Genomic DNA, 13,586 nt, shown 5'->3' with positions numbered 1-13,586 from the left:
CAATTATCAGGAGGATTTTATAATGGACGCAAAATTACAGGGATATATTGACAAATTAAACGCATTAAACTTCAAAGAGATGTACAATGGTGATTTCTTCTTAACATGGGAGAAAACAGACGACGAAATCGAAGCTGTATTTACAGTAGCTGACGCTCTTCGTTACATGAGAGAAAACAACATCTCTACAAAAGTATTTGAAAGCGGACTTGGAATCTCTTTATTCCGTGATAACTCTACACGTACACGTTTCTCTTTCGCTTCTGCTTGTAACCTGTTAGGTCTTGAAGTTCAGGATCTTGACGAAGGAAAATCTCAGGTTGCTCACGGTGAAACAGTTCGTGAAACAGCTAACATGATTTCTTTCATGGCTGATGTAATCGGTATCCGTGATGATATGTACATCGGAAAAGGTAACAAATATATGCACGAAGTTGTTGACGCTGTAACACAGGGAAACAAAGACGGTATCTTAGAGCAGAAACCTACACTTGTTAACCTTCAGTGCGATATCGACCACCCAACACAGGCAATGGCTGATATGCTTCACATCATCCACGAGTTCGGCGGAGTTGAGAATTTGAAAGGTAAAAAACTTGCTATGACATGGGCTTACTCTCCATCTTATGGTAAACCACTTTCAGTTCCACAGGGAATTATCGGACTTATGACACGTTTCGGAATGGACGTTGTTCTTGCTCATCCAGAAGGATACGAAGTATTCGAAGATGTAGAAAAAGTTGCTGAAGAAAACGCTAAAAAATCAGGCGGATCATTCACAAAAACAAACAACATGGCAGAAGCTTTCAAAGATGCTGATATCGTATATCCAAAGAGCTGGGCTCCATTTGCAGCTATGGAAAAACGTACAGAACTGTACGGAAATGGTGATACAGAAGGTATCAAAGAACTTGAGAAAGAACTTCTTGCTCAGAACGCAGAGCACAAAGATTGGGCTTGTACAGAAGAGCTTATGGCTACAACAAAAGACGGAAAAGCTCTTTACATGCACTGCCTGCCAGCTGATATCACAGGCGTAAGCTGTGAAGAAGGTGAAGTAGACGCTACTGTATTCGATCGTTACAGAGATCCACTTTACAAAGAAGCTAGCTTCAAACCATATATCATCGCAGCTATGATCTTCCTTGCTAAATTCGAGAACCCAACAGAGATCTTGAAAAAACTGGAAGAAAAAGGATGCCCAAGAATTTTCGAATAAGATTTTGAGCACAAATTAAACATAGTCTTATAACGAACCAGAAGCGAGCCTGTTTCGCTTCTGGTTTTAAAAACAAAAAATTCGTTTGGAGGAATATAAAATGTCTAAAAAGAAGAGAATTGTCATTGCTCTTGGGGGAAATGCTCTTGGCAATACACTTCCAGAGCAGATGGCAGCAGTTAAAATTACAGCTCGTGCAATCGTTGATTTGATTGAGGAAGGCTGTGAAGTTGTTGTTGCACATGGTAACGGACCACAGGTTGGTATGATCAATAATGCTATGCTTGCTTTAACTCATGAAGATGAAAAACAGCCTAACACACCACTTTCTGTTTGTGTTGCAATGAGCCAGGCTTATATCGGTTATGACTTGCAGAATGCATTACGTGAAGAATTGTTAAATCGTGGAATCACAGATATTCCGGTTGCTACAATGATCACACAGGTTCGTGTAGATGAAAATGATCCAGCTTTTGAAAATCCGTCAAAACCAATCGGACGTTTCTTAACAAAAGAACAGGCTGATGAGATGGCTGAGAAATATAACTATATCATGAAAGAAGATGCAGGACGTGGATATCGCCGTGTTGTTGCTTCTCCAAAGCCACAGGAAATCGTTGAGATTGGAACAATCACTAACATGGTTAATGCAGGTGAACTTGTTATCGCTTGTGGCGGTGGCGGTATTCCTGTTACATTGCAGGGAAATCACTTAAAAGGTGCCAGCGCAGTTATCGATAAAGACTTCGCAAGCTGCCTGATGGCTAAAGATCTGGATGCTGACTTCCTTATCATCCTTACAGCTGTAGAAAAAGTTGCTGTAAACTATGGAAAACCAGATGAAAAATGGATCGATCATATGACAGTAGAGGAAGCAAAACAGTACATGGAAGAAGGTCACTTCGCTCCTGGTTCTATGCTTCCAAAAGTTCAGGCTGCTGTTGACTTTGCAGAATCAAAACCTGGTCGTCAGGCATTGATCACATTGCTTGAAAAAGCAAAAGACGGTATCAATGGAGTAACTGGTACACGTATTTCACTTTAATTTTTATAAGATTTATCTTTCAAGATCAATTTTGCTATTTTTATAGCTATACTTATTTCAACACCTAAAGAGAAAAAAGGCAGGTTGTCCGTTCAACGGATATCCTGCCTCTTTTCTTTATTATCTGTCTGCAAAGATTTTCTCTTCACAGCTAACAACTTATTCTTTTAAATATCTGACAACGAAATATTCTCCAAATCCTTCAACCACACAGCTACGCAAGCATCACTCGGCATTCTCCAGTCTCCTCTCGGAGATAATGCTACACTACCTACTTTTGGTCCATCCGGAAGGCATGAACGTTTGAACTGTTGCGCGAAAAATCTTTTACAGAATGTCTCCAGCCATTTCAAAATCGTAACATCATCATATGTATCTTCAAATGTATATTTCGCAAGGCGGAAAATCTTACTTGGTTCAAACCCAAAACGAAGTAAATAATATAAATAAAAATCATGTAATTCGTACGGTCCAACCAAGTCTTCTGTCTTCTGTGCGATATTGCCATCTTTCGGAGGCAATAATTCCGGACTTACCGGTGTATCCAGCACATCATAAAGTACATGTTTTAACTCTTTATCCACTGTCGTATCCGCCGCATACTGTACAAGATGTCTTACCAGTGTCTTTGGAATTGAAGCATTTACCCCATACATAGACATATGATCGCCATTGTATGTTGCCCATCCAAGCGCCAGCTCTGACAAATCACCTGTACCGATAACCATACCACCATCTTTATTTGCAATATCCATCAAGACCTGTGTACGCTCTCTCGCCTGTCCATTCTCATATGTTACACTATGATCTTTTGGATCGTGTCCGATATCACGAAAATGAATATTCACCGCTTCTGCGATTGGCACTTCTATAAGTGTTGCTCCAAGCTGTTTCGACATCTTGCAGGCATTCTGATATGTTCGGTCCGTTGTTCCAAAACAAGGCATTGTAACCGCTATAATTTGCTTTTTATCTTTCTTTAGCATATCAAATGCTCTTGCCGTTACAATCAATGCAAGCGTAGAATCTAAGCCGCCTGATATTCCAACTACCGCTGTCTTCGCATGTGTATGTGCAAGACGTTTTTTCAATCCCATTGCCTGGATATTTAAAATTTCCTCGCATCTTCTTGCCTTCTCACGCTCGTTATATGGTACAAATGGGTGTTTTGAAAACTTTCTTGTAAGATAGGTCTTCTCCATCTCAAGATAAAAAGGAACACGTATCAGCCCTGGCACATCATTTGCCTGAAATGTTGTATTCTTACGTCTCTCACCAACCAGACGGTTGATATCAATCTCTGAATAAATTGCTCTATTCACAAATCTTCTTGATTCTCTCAATATAGAACCATTCTCAGCTATAATATTATGTCCGCCAAATACAAGATCTGTTGTTGACTCGCCCTCTCCCGCATTAGCATAAATATATCCGGCAAGCAAACGAGCCGACTGTCCTTTGATCAATTCTCTTCTGTAACTGCTCTTACCAATCGTCTCATCACTGGCTGAACAGTTCACTATAAGTGTTGCCCCTTCTAACGCTGCCTGAATACTAGGCGGCATAGGAGCCCATACATCTTCACATATTTCAGCTGAAACTACAAGATTTGGCATCGTTGTACATTCAAATAAAATCTGCGGACCAAACGGAACTTTATTGCCCTCAAATAAAATCCATCTGGCTTCTTTTGGTCCCGGTGTAAATTGACGCATTTCATAAAATTCACCATAATTTGGAAGAAATGTTTTTGTAGTAAATCCTAAAACATCTCCCTTATTTAAGGCTGCTGCCACATTGTAGAGCTTTCCATCCTGCATAAGCGGCATTCCGACAAAAATCAGCATATCCTTGTCTCTTGTATATTTTGCTATTTTTAATAATGCCTTTTTTGACTCCTCCAGCAATATATCCTGCAAAAACAAATCACTACACGTATATCCTGTAATACACAGCTCCGGAAAAACAACAACTTTCGCTCTGTTCTCATAAGCTTTATCAATTGCCTCACAAATCTTTTCTGTGTTGTACTCTACATCTGCAACCTGAAGATTTGGTGTTACGGCTGCAACCTTTACAAATCCCTGTTTCATCTTTCATCACTCCTGTTTCTTATCCGGTTCTTTTAACTTAGAACTTTCATTGTCATGATATTAATCGTCTTATCTCGTTGCCTTCTTAAGCAGTTTTTTTAACTCTTCCACTTCAAATTTATACGCTGTATTACAGAAATGACACTTCACTTCAATTGGTTTATCATCATCGATCATAGCCTGTATTTCCTTTTTACCAATGCTGATAATTGCTTTTTCAATTCTATCCTTTGAGCAATTACAGCTAAATTTAGCAGGAAGCGTATCTGTAATCTCTACATCCAGCCCTTCCAAAACCTGATTCAGCATCTCTTCCGGAGTATGTCCATTATCAAGCATCGCTGTTACAGATTGAATCTTCTGGATATTGGCCTCTAATTTATCAAGAACCTCATCATCTACAAATGGCATTACCTGTACAATAAATCCACCGGCGCAGCGCACTGTATTGTCTTTCTCCATCAAAACACCCAAACCGACAGATGATGGTACCTGCTCTGATGTTGCAAAATAATATGTCAGGTCTTCTGCGATCTCACCTGTCTGAAGCATAGTCTGTCCCGAATATGGCTCTTTTAGTCCCATATCTTTGATTACATTCAAAAATCCTGGTCCCAATGCGCCTCCAACATCCAGCTTGCCATTCTTTGGCGGCAGCATAACATCCGGATTATTCACATATCCTTTTACATCTCCGTGGCTGTCTGCAGTCACCGTCATTCCTCCGATCTCACCGCCACACTGAACCTGTAATGTTAATACATCACTGTCATTCTTCATCATACTTCCCATCATCACACCTGCTGTAAGCAGACGTCCCAACGCTGCTGTCGCAACCGGGCTTGTCTGATGACGCTTGCGTGCCTCCTCTACCAGTTCTGTTGTTGATGCAGCAAATGCACGAATCTGTGTATTTGCCGCTGTTGCTCTTACTATATAATCTGACATATCTATTCTCCTCTCTTACTTTCCCTGTTCTCTCGCAATGATATACATACGCTCACTTTCCTGATGCACCGGATTCCTTGTAAATGCATCGTAAGCAGCAATAAACTCCATCCCTGCCACTTCCAATGCAGCCTTTACTTCTGCAAGACTGTACGCTCTCTGATAGTGCATCTCTTGAAATTTTCTGCAAATATCCTGTCCCGTCTTTTCACTTAAAACCGGGTCTTCCACAAACAAAGACAACTGATATTCATTGATCTTTTCTTCCTCATAATAATAGTTGTCCCAAATAAAACTACAATTCTCACGTTCTTCAGCGATTGTCTGGTCCCCCAGCATTTCACGATATTTATATTCTGTATTCATATCAAAAATAAATAATCCGCCCGGATCCAGATAATTATTGGCAAGTCTGAACACCTGCTCCAAATCACCATCTTCTGTAAGATAATTCATAGAATCACAAACGCTTACAATGGCTCTGACTGTTCCATACAATTCAAATTCCCGCATATCCTGCATCAAATATAATATATCATGTCCACTCTTCGTGCGTTTCTGCATTGCAATATCTAACATTTCTTCCGAAAAATCTACTCCGGTCATATCATAGCCCTTTGAAGCTAAAATTTCAGTCATTGTTCCGGTTCCGCATCCAAGGTCTAAAATCAACCCGTCTTCAACCCCATATTCCAATAACAATCCATGTAAATATTCTCCCCATTCTTCATAAGGCACATTATCCATGAACGTATCATAAACTACTGCAAAACTTGTATATGCTTCCATCTTCTACCTCGTTTATCAATATATTCTTCTTTCTTAGTCCTCGTATCTCTCTCTGATTACTTTTCGCTCTCTCCTTGCCTTTTCCAGCTTGCGCTGACGTTCTCGTCTGATGGCAATAAGCCGCATATAAAATGCAAGGAATATAACAATTGCAACCACAAGCAATAACATAACCTTCAAAACCTGTTTTACTGATGGCAGCTTGATCTTGCTCTTTAACTTCGCAAGGCTTGACATCTTTTGCTTTACAGGAGTTGATATAACATGCTGTTCTTCTTGTTTTTCACTGGCCACTATTTCCGGCGTACTCACACCTTCACTTATCGGCTCTGTACTCTTTTGTATATCTGCTGCCGGGAAATTATAAGGAACCATTGTCTTATAGACCGCCACAGTTCTTCTTCCGTCTGCATATGACTGCGTTACTGTTACCGCAAATAATCCAGGTTCTAATTCACAGATACTTTCCGGTTCATCTCCACTTACTCCTTCAAAATTGAAATTCATCTGTGTATCCGACACCATCACTCTTCTGGAGATAGAATACATGTTAATATAATCACCGATTCCCATGTGCAAGGTTAATGGTAAATTAATTATATAATCTCCACTTACACAAAGATCCTGAAAATTTGTTCCCTTAGAATAGCCTTCCATCGTTCCGTAATCATCTATAATCTGAAACTGACTATCCAGCTTTTTAAACGTATATCCTCCATCTGCATTTGTCTGGATATAGTAACAATCCTCTGCCTGATCATAACCGATTCCAAGTATATTATAATCATCTGTAATCTTCAGCCGGCCTTTGAATTCTAATGTATCCGCATCCAGCAAAAAAACACAGCCTCGGTTTTCCGCATTATAGCTTGTATACAACGCAACCACAATTTCACGCGTATTTGGGTTAAATGCCATTCCGTTACAATGTTCATAACACATATCCTGCACACGTTTTGCAAGAGAATACCGTTCAACAGGCTGTCCATTCTCGTCATGGTCATACCGGTAATATGCTTTTATAATATCCGGTGTCGTGCCATCCTCTGCAACATTCTCCATCATAATGATATAATAATCTGTCACACACATAGATTGTACGACACCCTCTGCCGCTTCTATATCATCCTCTATAATCTTCTCCCACACTGCTCCATCAAACGCCCGGTCTGATGCAATCTCCGCATGCACAGTCAAGGGATTCAACATCCACCCAAAACAAAGCATACAGAAAAAAGCAAGAGTATATACATACCTTTTCATTACTGTTTTACTTCCATTCTAAAATTCCATTTCATTTTATCATATCATTCTGTAAAATGCTTGTAAACAGCCTTGTCAAAAAAAGAAGATGCAATTCACATTTTTTGCGAATGCACCCTCTTTTATCCACCTTGCAAATACTTTGCAGACTATTTCTTCAAATTATATTTAAAATATTATCCGAATTATTCGATTACTTTCAGCCATCCTTCCGGAGCTTCAATACGTCCCATCTGGATACCTGTCAATGTATCATACAATTTCTGAGTGATTGGTCCCATCTTCTCCATTCCGCTTGGGAAACAGATTTCTTTTCCGTGATCAACAACTTTACCTACCGGTGAGATAACGGCTGCTGTTCCACACAGACCACACTCTGCAAAATCTTTCAATTCTTCTACATATACATCTCTTTCCTCTACTTCAAGTCCCAGATAATGCTCTGCAATATACATCAGAGAACGTCTTGTAATAGATGGAAGAATTGTATTTGAATGAGGAGTTACAACTTTATTATCTTTTGTTACAAAAATGAAGTTTGCTCCACCTGTTTCTTCTACTTTTGTTCTTGTAGCAGAATCAAGATACATGTTCTCATCAAACCCATTTGCATGAGCTGTCACAATTGCATGCAGGCTCATAGCATAGTTCAATCCCGCCTTGATATGTCCTGTTCCATGCGGTGCAGCACGGTCAAAATCTGAAATACAGATTGTTACAGGTTTCGCTCCACCTTTGAAGTATGGTCCTACCGGGGTCGCAAAAATACGGAACTGATACTCATTTGCAGGTTTTACTCCGATAACCGGATTACTTCCAAACATATAAGGTCTTAAATACAGAGTTGCTCCTGAACCGTATGGTGGTACATATTCAGCATTTGCCTTAACAACCTTTTCAATCGCATCTACAAATCTCTCTTCTGGGAACGGAGGCATCTCGAGTCTCTTCGCAGAATCAACCATACGTTTTGCATTCAAATCAGGGCGGAATACAACAATTCGTCCATCTTCTGTTGTATATGCTTTCATACCTTCAAATACTGTCTGTGCATACTGAAGTACTCCTGCACATTCATTCAGAACAATGTTCGCATCCTCTGTCAGGACTCCATCATCCCATTTTCCATCTTTGAAGTTTGAAACATAACGCTTCTCTGTCTGAACATATCCAAATCCAAGATTCTCCCAATCAATATTTTTCTTATCCATCTGTAGTTCCTCCATTCCAATATCAAGCTTTCTATCTTTAGTCGATTATAATACGATTAAAAAGAAAATTCAAGAGTGCACTCTGTTTTTTATATTTTTTATCTTTCCATCATGCTAATCGACTCAATTCCAACGCTTCCGCCACGTACAACCTCAATATTCTGGAACTCTTCCTTCATCAGTTTGATAACTGCATCATTCTTTGTTGCAGTCTGAACGAATTCAATCAAAAGACTGTCTCTTCCGATATCCATCGGTTTTGCTTTATATGTCTCTGCAATTCGAAACAGCTCTGCCTTATCTTCTCTACTGCATTTCTTAACCTTTACATATAAAATTTCTTTCATGCGGACAAATAAATCTGTAAAGTCGATTACTTTAATCACTTCTACCATTCGATTCAATTGTTTTTTTATCTGTTCAAATGTTTCATCATCACTGACTGTTGCGATTGTCATTCGTGATACTGTAGGATCTTCTGTTGTTCCTACTGTCAGACTATCCAGGTTATATGCCTTTCCGGAAAAGAGTCCTGAAATTTTCGAAAGAACACCTACCTGATTTTCTACATACAATGAAATCCATCTTTTCTTTATACTATTCTCCATTTTTCAGTCCTCCTAACACTCTATAATCATTTCTTCCAATGTTCCGCCCGGCTTAATCATTGGGAACACCATTTCTTCCGGATCAATGATAAATTCAATCAATGTCGGAACTTTTGTATTTTTCTTAGCCTCTTCAAATGCTGCTGCAATCTCATCTGTTTTTGTAACACGTATACCCTTTGCTCCATAACTCTCTGCCAGCTTAATGAAATCCGGTGTATACTCCGGCTTTTCTTCTCCATTTGTTCTTCTTGTCAAAGCACCTGCGCGCAAATCTGTCATTCCATAACGTTTTCCATAGAATAATTTCTGCCACTGACGTACCATTCCAAGATATGTATTGTTAAATACACACAAGATAACAGGAAGTTCTTCCAATACTGCCGTTGCAAATTCCTGAATGTTCATCTGCATACCGCCATCTCCTGAGATCATAATGACCGGCTTATCCGGATTGCCCAGTTTTGCTCCGATTGCTCCCGGGAATCCATACCCCATCGTTCCAAGTCCGCCTGACATAATAATCTGCTTCTTCTCTGTAATCTCTGTAAACTGTGCCGCAAACATCTGATGCTGACCTACATCCGTTACAATGATTGCCTCATCAAACTGTCTGTTAATCTCCCCGATAATATCCATCGGTCCCATTTCTGCATGCTTTTTCATTGTCAACGGGTGTACATGCTGCCACTCATTGATCTCATCTAGCCATTTCTTCGTCTTACATGGAACAACATATTCATTCATTTTTGTAATTGCATCTTTCGCATCTGCAACAATCGGAACATCAACATGGATATTTCGCGAAATGGACGCTGTATCAATATCTATGTGGATAATTTGTGCATGTGGGGCAAACTCATGTAATTTCCCTGTAATACGGTCGTTAAATCTCGTTCCGATAGAGAACAACAGATCACACTCACTAACTGCCATATTGGCCGCATACGCACCGTGCATACCAAGGTTTCCTATAAACAATGGGTGGTTCGTTGGAATCGCACCACGTCCCATAACAGTTGTAACAACCGGTACATTTGTCTTCTCTACAACTTCTTTAAATGCCTCTTTTGCATCTGCAATGATTACTCCGCCACCTGCAAGAAATAACGGACGTTCTGCTTTTCCAAGCATTTTCAAAGCTCGTTTCAACTGTCCGATATGAACAGCCGTAGTCGGTTTGTATCCACGGATATTTACAGATTTCGGGTACTCTGCACTTCCAAGCTCTGCCATAACATCTTTCGGAAGGTCAATCAGTACCGGACCCGGTTTCCCTGTTCTTGCTATATAAAAGGCTTCTTTGATAATACGACCCAGGTCCTCACGTTTATGGACAGTAACACCGTACTTCGTAATACTTCTTGTAATACCTACGATATCTACTTCCTGAAAAGCATCGTTTCCGATCAAATGTCTTGAAACCTGACCAGTAAAACAAACCAATGGCACACTGTCATAGTTTGCTGTTGCAAGACCTGTTACAAGGTTCGTCGCTCCCGGTCCGCTTGTTACGAGACAGACTCCGACTTTACCTGTCGTACGGGCATATGCATCGGCAGCATGAACCAAAGCCTGCTCATGTCGAGGCAGAATCACACGTATATCATCCTGTTTATAAAGCTCATCACTGATATCGATCGTACAAGCCCCCGGATAACCAAATAATGTGTCTACCCCTTCTTCTTTCAATGCTTTTACTAACAACTTATTACCTGAAATCTGTTTCATAGAAAAACCTCCCTTTATAAAAACGTCCTGTTTGCAAACGTTATTTTCGCTGTCTGATAAATCCTATTATTGTATAAATACCAAGAAATGCCAGATTTACAACAACCACACTGGCTCCTGCCGGAGTTGCAAAAAAGTATGACACCGAAATGCCAATGCAGAAGCACACAACAGAAATAATCGCTGAATTTACAATCACTCCTCGAAACGTCTTGCAGACTCGCATAGATGTAAGTGCCGGAAATATGATCAGACTGGAAATCAGCAATGTTCCCATCATTCTCATTCCGAGCACGATTGTCACAGCTGTCAGAACTGCAATCAATGTATTATATAAATCAGCTTTCACACCTGTTGCTTTTGCAAATATTTCATCAAATGTAATCGCAAATATTTTATTATAGAAAAATATATACAACAATAATACGACTACCGATAAAATCACACTCATGCGGACATCCTCTGCACTCATTGCCAGAATACTTCCAAACATGTAATTGTAAACATCTGTATTCATTCCTGTTGTCATGGATATTACCATAACACCGATTGCAAGTGCACTGGTGGAAATCAGTGCAATCGCCGAATCACCTTTGAGCACACTGCTACTGTTCACCCTAAGAAGAAGTATCGCCGCAATGATCACGACCGGAATTGCGACCGCCAGCGGTGCTACATTTAACGCTGCTGCAACTGCCAGTGCGCCAAATCCCACATGCGACAAGCCATCGCCTATCATCGAATACCTCTTTAATACCAGGCTCACGCCCAAAAGTGCGGAACATAAAGAGACCAGAATTCCTACTGTAAACGCCCTCACCATAAATGGATAGGAGAGCATCTCAATCATTGTATTCATGACTTATCTCCCCCTTTCATCTGTTTCAGACGTTCCTCTACTACCGCTTCCTGAACATCAATCTGTCCACTTTTAATATATTGTCTGCCGACAGCACTCTTCTTATAATCCTCTGTCGTCCCGAAAAACCTTGCATTTTCCTGCAAATGTAAAATGTGTGTTGCATCTCGAAGTGCACTTTCAATATCATGAGAGACCATCACAACAGCAATCCCTGACTTCTGATTTATCTCTTTGATCAGTTGATAAAACTCTGCTGTCACGATTGGATCAAGTCCTGTCACCGGCTCATCCAGAAGAAGAAGCTTCTTTGTCGCACACAAAGCTCTTGCGAGCAGAACTCTCTGCTTCTGTCCGCCGGACAAATCTCGAAAACAACTTCTTGCAAGGTCATCGATTCCTAAAAGCTGCATATTTTCTTTTGCCCGCCTCTTATCCTCTGCTTTGTAAAATGGATGAAAACCACGTCCATTTAACCGTCCTGACAATACTACTTCATACACACTTGCCGGAAAATCCTTCTGCACATCATTTTGCTGTGGAAGGTACCCAATCTCTCTTTGAAGCAATCCATCTCCGAAAATAATTTTCCCCTTCGACGGACTCTTTAACCCCAAAAGACTCTTGACTAAAGTACTCTTTCCGGAACCATTCTCCCCGACAATACAAAGATAATCCCCTTGATCCATCTGAAATGATAAATCCTCAATGACTGTCTGACCTTCGTATGCAATTGATATATTTTCACATTGAATCAAAGCCATTATCTCAAAGCCTCCTTTAACGTTTCTACATTTTCTTTCATTAAATCCAAATAAGTTACTCCCGCTTCAAACTGCTTAGCACTAATATTATGACTGCTGTAAAATACTTTCACCGGAACATCACACGCCTCCGCAATCGCATTTGCAATATTATCATTACTAAGCTCCATCTTCAGCACGACCGGGATATGTTCTTCTTTAACCTTATTAATCAGAAATGCCATCGTTGCCGCACTTGGTTCTGTATCTGATGCACAACCCGAAAATGCTGCATAATAATCCAGTCCATACTCTGCCGCAAAATATCGAAATGGGAAACGGTCTCCAAACAAGAGTGTATGATTCTTCGCATTTTTCACTACATTGCGAAACGATGTATCCAGTTCCTTCAACTGTGTCTCATACGCTTCTGCATTATCTTTATATGTCTGTCCATGCTCTGGATCCAAAGAACATAATTCCTCTGTGATATGCTCTACAATGTCAATCGCATTGCACGGTGATGTCCAGACATGCTCATCCATCGTGTGTACATGCTCATTATGCTCTTCTTCCGTTTCTTCTGCAGAATGAAGAAAATGTTCCTCTTCATCGTGGCTCTCCTCTTCCTCATCTTCATGAGAATGCCCGCGCTCTTCCTTCATTCCTTCCACATGCTCTTCTGCAAGAATATTTCCAACACAATCTACCAGACGAAGTCTCTTCACATCTTCCATCTCCGGTGATTCCAAAATATCTTCCACCCACTCGTCATTCTCTCCGCCGACATAAATAAACAAGTCTGCATTCTGGATTGCAATGATATCCTGTGGTGTTGGTTCGTAAGAATGTGTTTCCTCTCCTGGTTTCAAAAGCATGGTTAGTGACACATTATCTCCCGCTATCTGCCGTACAAAATCGTACTGCGGGAAAATAGTTGTCACGACCCGAAGCTTCTTCTGGTCTTTTGGATGATTTTCTTCTCCATTGTCATCTGCTGTACAGCCGCATAATCCACTGACCAGAAATGCTATTGTACAGAGTATACTCACACCTCTGAATATAAAATTTCTTTTC

The 13,586-nt window shown here is 40.3% G+C and carries 12 protein-coding genes; 2 read left to right on the top strand and 10 right to left on the bottom strand.

Going from position 1 to position 13,586, the window contains the following annotated elements; all coding sequences use genetic code 11:
- The first annotated feature begins 22 nt into the window (after positions 1-22).
- The gene (gene ygeW, locus D8Q48_RS12570) at positions 23-1,219 is read left to right on the top strand and encodes a knotted carbamoyltransferase YgeW (RefSeq protein ID WP_117991636.1); all 1,197 of its coding nucleotides are present in this window, start codon (positions 23-25) and stop codon (positions 1,217-1,219) included.
- Between the two features lie 100 nt (positions 1,220-1,319).
- On the top strand, positions 1,320-2,264 hold the full coding sequence (arcC, locus tag D8Q48_RS12565; protein ID WP_117991633.1) for a carbamate kinase: 945 nt from the start codon (positions 1,320-1,322) through the stop codon (positions 2,262-2,264).
- Between the two features lie 167 nt (positions 2,265-2,431).
- Here arcC and D8Q48_RS12560 read toward each other — a convergent pair whose 3' ends face one another.
- The 10 genes from D8Q48_RS12560 to D8Q48_RS12515 form a co-directional block, all read right to left on the bottom strand.
- Positions 2,432-4,357: an NAD(+) synthase gene (locus D8Q48_RS12560; protein ID WP_121056679.1), complete on the bottom strand. Its 1,926-nt coding sequence runs from the start codon at positions 4,355-4,357 to the stop codon at positions 2,432-2,434.
- A 69-nt stretch (positions 4,358-4,426) separates the two neighbouring features.
- The gene (gene hslO, locus D8Q48_RS12555) at positions 4,427-5,305 is read right to left on the bottom strand and encodes an Hsp33 family molecular chaperone HslO (protein WP_117991627.1); all 879 of its coding nucleotides are present in this window, start codon (positions 5,303-5,305) and stop codon (positions 4,427-4,429) included.
- 15 nt (positions 5,306-5,320) lie between these two features.
- The gene (locus D8Q48_RS12550) at positions 5,321-6,094 is read right to left on the bottom strand and encodes a class I SAM-dependent methyltransferase (protein WP_117991625.1); all 774 of its coding nucleotides are present in this window, start codon (positions 6,092-6,094) and stop codon (positions 5,321-5,323) included.
- A gap of 33 nt (positions 6,095-6,127) precedes the next feature.
- Positions 6,128-7,357 (bottom strand): hypothetical protein, encoded by a 1,230-nt coding sequence (locus tag D8Q48_RS12545; protein WP_121056677.1) that lies wholly within the window; start codon positions 7,355-7,357, stop codon positions 6,128-6,130.
- A gap of 185 nt (positions 7,358-7,542) precedes the next feature.
- Positions 7,543-8,568 (bottom strand): branched-chain amino acid aminotransferase, encoded by a 1,026-nt coding sequence (locus tag D8Q48_RS12540; RefSeq protein WP_022074449.1) that lies wholly within the window; start codon positions 8,566-8,568, stop codon positions 7,543-7,545.
- 98 nt (positions 8,569-8,666) lie between these two features.
- Positions 8,667-9,176 (bottom strand): acetolactate synthase small subunit, encoded by a 510-nt coding sequence (ilvN, locus tag D8Q48_RS12535; protein ID WP_022074448.1) that lies wholly within the window; start codon positions 9,174-9,176, stop codon positions 8,667-8,669.
- A 12-nt stretch (positions 9,177-9,188) separates the two neighbouring features.
- Entirely contained in the window at positions 9,189-10,907 is a 1,719-nt protein-coding gene (ilvB, locus tag D8Q48_RS12530; RefSeq protein ID WP_121056676.1) for a biosynthetic-type acetolactate synthase large subunit, read from the bottom strand.
- Positions 10,908-10,947: 40 nt separating this feature from the next.
- Positions 10,948-11,766 carry a metal ABC transporter permease gene (locus D8Q48_RS12525; protein WP_117991614.1) on the bottom strand — a complete coding sequence of 273 codons (819 nt, stop codon included), beginning with the start codon at positions 11,764-11,766 and terminating at the stop codon, positions 10,948-10,950.
- Positions 11,763-12,530, bottom strand: a complete 768-nt coding sequence (locus tag D8Q48_RS12520) for a metal ABC transporter ATP-binding protein (RefSeq protein WP_121056674.1) — start codon at positions 12,528-12,530, stop codon at positions 11,763-11,765. The genes D8Q48_RS12525 and D8Q48_RS12520 overlap by 4 nt, the downstream gene beginning before the upstream one ends.
- Positions 12,530-13,561: a metal ABC transporter substrate-binding protein gene (locus D8Q48_RS12515; RefSeq protein ID WP_243116294.1), complete on the bottom strand. Its 1,032-nt coding sequence runs from the start codon at positions 13,559-13,561 to the stop codon at positions 12,530-12,532. The genes D8Q48_RS12520 and D8Q48_RS12515 overlap by 1 nt, the downstream gene beginning before the upstream one ends.
- Positions 13,562-13,586 lie beyond the last annotated feature (25 nt).

This window comes from Ruminococcus sp. B05 (assembly GCF_003628495.1).
GTDB classification, from domain to species: domain Bacteria; phylum Bacillota; class Clostridia; order Lachnospirales; family Lachnospiraceae; genus Schaedlerella; species Schaedlerella hominis.
This window is presented reverse-complemented; position numbering and strand designations above follow the sequence as displayed.